The following is a 4,225-nucleotide window of genomic DNA, read 5'->3' as shown; positions in this document are numbered from 1 at the left end:
TCCTCTCGATTTCCCCATTCAGCCAATCCAGTGCCGCCGGTAGTACGTCCGGATCGCATTGACAACGCCCATTCAGCAACCGCCATCGCAGGCGTTTAAGTTCAAGCTTCCGCCAAATTAGATCAATCATCGTTCTAGTTCACCCCCTTTCAAGCAAGTTTGTTTCAATTATCCCAAAGAACTAAAACGGGATTCGCTCCGGCGAGATCAGACGACACATCCTCAACCGCTTCCCAGCTTTCTAGAACGCCGGTATACGAACCGTATTTCGAAAAAACAACTTCCCGATCCCCATGTCGTTCAATCGCATTAGTCAACGCTTGAATCAATTCCGTCGCTTTCACTTGGCAAGACATCCTTTCCGGCAATGATCGTTACGGCTCCAATCTTTTGCATCAAGCACTTTCCGGAACAAACCAGCTCATGGCCGATCTTTGTCACGGGCTGCCCTTCAAAAATCTCGGCGCCGCAGGCTTCGTTGGCACAGTAATCGATGATTTCGGGGACTAGCCCTTTCAGCACTTTATTCAATTCGTTCACCTTCCTTCCAGACCAGGATTGATTCGATGTGCTTATCCAGATCAATTTGCCGGAAATACAGCTGATTGCGTTGCCGGAAATAAGCTATTTCCCTATTTCGGACCATGCGTCGCAGTGTTGATCCGGAAACCTTGAGGTATTGGCAGGCCTCTTCAAGATTGAAAATGTTAGCCCGCAGCGCCTTCTTGATCTCGGGCTGTAGTTCGGACAGGATCTCGGCCGCAAGCTCGCGTTTCACGTCGGCTCTGAGCGCTTCGATGAAATCAGCGGTGGTCACGGCTTCTCATCTCTCAACGCTTCAAGTTTTGCCTTAAGCTTATCAACAACATAAAGAGCGTCTTTCGTACTTAAATTAAAGTAGTCGAACAGCTGGTCAGAAAGATCATTAATTATTTCAACTTCATCGAATTCTGTCGCTTTCTCTTCTACTTTGAAAGACAGAATTTCATTTATGACTTCGGAAGTCACCTCTGAACTATCGAACCAAGCCGTCCCTTTATCACCACTAATCGAGAAGAAAATCTGCTTCTCTCCAACATGCATGCCAAAACAGCGGTACATCCCTAATTCAAAATTTAAAACCGTGTTTCCGGCAGTAATTTCTATTGAATCTCCGCCACCTGCGCATTCAATATACTCAGCTGTTACCAATTCATTTGAAAAAGATATGAATGGATCTGACGCATCACCATGATGTAATTCCATCGAACAGCCAATACCGTGATCAAACAAGATTTTAAAAGCATGAAGAAATTTACTAACGGATACTTCTTTCAACTGAATATTAGACATGTTGTATCTCTCCTGTTCTTTGCCATACTACTTTGAATGATTTATCAAGCTGTAGGACAGGCGGGTATCCGAGCTCATCTAGTTTTTGTTCCAAACGAGAAATAACAGAATCGGCATACTTATCTGTCGTACCTTGCCAAGAACCTACAGACTCTACCACGGTAACAACTTCCGTTTCAGCAAAACCGACGTGCTTTATTAAAGCTGCTATGGCTTTGTTGTGAGGAATGCCCTTTTCGCTCATTGCACCAAGTCTTTTCGCAATCTCTTCACAAGTATGAAACTTCTGTTCTGCTTTCGGTGGCGGTAGAAGCTCCTGCCCTGTCAGTGTTTTTGTTCCCGCAGCGATCAAGCTTTGTACTGTTACATCGGGTAGACGATCACGGAAGCGATGAGTAACATCGAAGATGAGCTTTGCTTGTCTTGCTTGTGCGTTTTTGAGCATAGCTTCCGCTCGTTGCTTTTGAATTTCAAGCTTTGCGTCATTGAGAATTTTTGATTGTGATACGGAATACGAACCTGTTTTACGGATTGCCGGAATAACTTCGCGGGTAATCCAGCGTTTGAACTGCTTCGCTTCAGGCTTTCGGCTTCCAAGTATCAACGAATAAAGACCTGATTCATTAACAATATTGGTTTCACCTTGACGCCCTAAGTTCAACTTAGCCCGTTCATCTTGATCCAACGATTGGAGCGCCATCGTCGGGTTTGATAAACTCAATACTTCACAAACATCTTTTGCTACCCACCAAGGTTCTCCGTTTTGGATAACCACGCGCACTTCATTTCCCGAAAAACTGAATGCTTGTAATTGATTCATCTCAGCTCTCCTTCCTCGCTTACCATCCCGAGCATTTTTGCGATTAGCGGTTTTTGCTTCTCGCCTGGTCGCGTCCCTTTGAAAATTTCAGAAATGTACGTTACGGATACTCCGATTTCCTGTGCCACATCTTTCATTTTGATGTTCTTCTGAAGCATGATCATTCTCGCTTTAGCTCCGAATTCGGTGTAATGGGACATATTCGAAAACCTCCCTCCTAAAGATTGTAAAATTTACAGCTAAATTATTGACACTTGACTGAAAATAATCTAATATCAGTAAAGAAGGCATAACAAAATAAACGTCGTTGGGGAACGATTTTTAAAACAGGACATTGTGTCCTCTGGTTTTTTGTTGCCTTTTTTGCCATATGTTTAGCTGTTGACTTGATTATAGCGTTATATTTTCAGCAAGTCAACACTATTTACGTATTATTTTACACAATAAAAAAGGAGGGTATTTAAGACTTGTTAGAAAATATACAGAGACTGTGTAAGGCAAGAGGGATTGCAATATCTCAATTGGAACGGGATCTTGATTTTGGAAGGGGCGCTATTTATAAATGGGATAAAAGCTCTCCTTCGATTGATAAGGTGCAAAAAGTGGCTGAATATTTCAAAGAATCTGTCGACGTCGTATTGTATGGTTTTGAGCTCACACGATTTGAGGAGCTATTTAGGATCATCATGAACAGAAGAACCTGCGAACAATTCGCAAATGATACAGGGATTGATCTTGAAACAGTCGAAGACTATGCTTTTGGAGTAACTACCGAACAACCATCGTTAGATTTGGTTAAGAAACTAGCGAACAGTAATCCCCATAAATTCATTGTTGATGATGAGAGCTTATTTAAAGCGGCTGGTTATTCTATAAAACAAGCGTATGAGCCCGAAACCATTGCAGCACACCATGATGGAGAGGATTGGTCAGCAGAAGAATTAGAGGAGATCGAACGGTTCAAGGAATTTGTACGCTCAAAACGACAACAAAACCGTAAGGGGTAAGCATCTATGAACCAATACGAGAAACTTCTTCACGAAGCATTCAGTTTTAATGTCTCTGTGTATGAAATGCCTATGAGGAACAAGGGTCTTTACTCTGATGGGATTGTCTGGATAAATAAAGGTTTACCAACCAATGCTGAAAGAAATTGTATACTCGCCGAAGAACTGGGTCATTACCACACCTCATCCGGTAACATCCTTGATCAACGAGACATTAGAAACCGAAAGCAGGAGCTTCGGGCGAGGCAATGGGCTTATGAAAGGCTTGTACCACTTTCATCAATCGTACAAGCCCATAAGGCCAAAGTTAAAGGCAGGTTTGAGATAGCCGAATATTTGGGGGTTACAGAGGAATTTCTTCAGGCGTCAATAGATCGTTATCGTGATAAATACGGAATTCTAACATCAATTGATAATTACATAATCTTTCTCGATCCGCTTCGTGTAATCGAAGTGGTCGCTTAACCTTCGCGCTTTCCGGCCGCAAGGCCGTTTAAATATATCCATAAATAGAACATATGTTTGGAGTGATGAAAAAAATGGCATGGATCGAGCATGTAGGAGGCAACAAGTACAAATTGGTTGCTCGGGATCCGTCGAAGGTGTCCAGGCCGAAGCGATCGACTCGAGTAGAAGTGCCGGCCGACATTGCAAAATCGGCGCGTAAAACTGAGCAATGGCTCACTCTGGAGTTGGCGAAGTGGGCCGAAGCTGTCGAGTCCGGCGAAGCAACCGGCAAGACCCGAAGCGAGAAAATCAGCTTTAAGGATTTTATCCCGACCTGGAAAAAAGGATACGCGAAGCAAAACATGGGCGGAAAGACGATCCTCAACACAATGGAGATCATCGATTCAAGGCTCATACCTGAGTTTGGCGATTCCCGGATCGATCAAATCACCACTCTGCAGCTGGTCACCTGGTTTGCGGGGCTTACAAACAAAAAGACAGGTGCCCCGCTGGCGACCAATACGAAGCTGAACATTTATAAGGCAACCAAGTCGATTTTTGATTCCGCTGCCGCATGGGGTGTCATTAAAAGCAATCCCATGGACGGCGTGCAGCGCCC

Annotated in this window: 7 protein-coding genes and 1 pseudogene; 3 read left to right on the top strand and 5 right to left on the bottom strand. The window is 43.8% G+C overall.

Features of this window, described 5'->3' with window-relative positions; translation table 11 throughout:
• Positions 1–309: 309 nt before the first annotated feature.
• Genes GQY55_RS30505 through GQY55_RS30485 form a run of 5 tightly spaced genes read right to left on the bottom strand, consistent with a single transcriptional unit; the run spans position 310 to position 2,352 of the window.
• Entirely contained in the window at positions 310–522 is a 213-nt protein-coding gene (locus GQY55_RS30505; protein WP_236575981.1) for a hypothetical protein, read from the bottom strand.
• Between the two features lies 1 nt (position 523).
• Complete coding sequence (locus GQY55_RS30500) at positions 524–817, bottom strand: helix-turn-helix domain-containing protein (RefSeq protein ID WP_160045683.1); 294 nt, start codon at positions 815–817, stop codon at positions 524–526.
• Positions 814–1,332, bottom strand: coding sequence for a hypothetical protein (locus tag GQY55_RS30495; RefSeq protein ID WP_160045682.1), 519 nt, complete (start codon positions 1,330–1,332; stop codon positions 814–816). The genes GQY55_RS30500 and GQY55_RS30495 overlap by 4 nt, the downstream gene beginning before the upstream one ends.
• Positions 1,325–2,152 (bottom strand): BRO-N domain-containing protein, encoded by an 828-nt coding sequence (locus GQY55_RS30490; protein WP_160045681.1) that lies wholly within the window; start codon positions 2,150–2,152, stop codon positions 1,325–1,327. Before GQY55_RS30490 ends, GQY55_RS30495 begins: the two co-directional genes overlap by 8 nt.
• Positions 2,149–2,352 (bottom strand): helix-turn-helix domain-containing protein, encoded by a 204-nt coding sequence (locus GQY55_RS30485; protein WP_160045680.1) that lies wholly within the window; start codon positions 2,350–2,352, stop codon positions 2,149–2,151. The genes GQY55_RS30490 and GQY55_RS30485 overlap by 4 nt, the downstream gene beginning before the upstream one ends.
• A 267-nt stretch (positions 2,353–2,619) precedes the next feature.
• Between GQY55_RS30485 and GQY55_RS32010 the strand changes: the two genes are divergently transcribed.
• From GQY55_RS32010 to GQY55_RS30470, 3 genes and pseudogenes are all read left to right on the top strand, one after another.
• A complete protein-coding gene (locus GQY55_RS32010; protein WP_328803769.1) occupies positions 2,620–3,159 on the top strand; it encodes a helix-turn-helix domain-containing protein in 540 nt (179 codons plus the stop codon).
• Between the two features lie 6 nt (positions 3,160–3,165).
• Positions 3,166–3,624 carry an ImmA/IrrE family metallo-endopeptidase gene (locus tag GQY55_RS30475; RefSeq protein WP_160045679.1) on the top strand — a complete coding sequence of 153 codons (459 nt, stop codon included), beginning with the start codon at positions 3,166–3,168 and terminating at the stop codon, positions 3,622–3,624.
• A 65-nt stretch (positions 3,625–3,689) separates the two neighbouring features.
• Positions 3,690–4,225 (top strand): annotated as a pseudogene (locus tag GQY55_RS30470) (N-terminal phage integrase SAM-like domain-containing protein); the annotation flags it as partial.

Source organism: Paenibacillus sp. USDA918EY (assembly GCF_009870825.1).
Lineage (GTDB): Bacteria > Bacillota > Bacilli > Paenibacillales > Paenibacillaceae > Paenibacillus_AQ > Paenibacillus_AQ albilobatus.
This window is presented reverse-complemented; position numbering and strand designations above follow the sequence as displayed.

Bases quoted from the DNA above. Each gene is read 5' to 3' on its own strand.
- GQY55_RS30495 (WP_160045682.1), bottom strand. From the start codon at position 1,332: ATGTCTAATATTCAGTTGAAAGAAGTATCCGTTAGTAAATTTCTTCAT.
- GQY55_RS30490 (WP_160045681.1), bottom strand. From the start codon at position 2,152: ATGAATCAATTACAAGCATTCAGTTTTTCGGGAAATGAAGTGCGCGTG.
- GQY55_RS30485 (WP_160045680.1), bottom strand. From the start codon at position 2,352: ATGTCCCATTACACCGAATTCGGAGCTAAAGCGAGAATGATCATGCTT.
- GQY55_RS30475 (WP_160045679.1), top strand. From the start codon at position 3,166: ATGAACCAATACGAGAAACTTCTTCACGAAGCATTCAGTTTTAATGTC.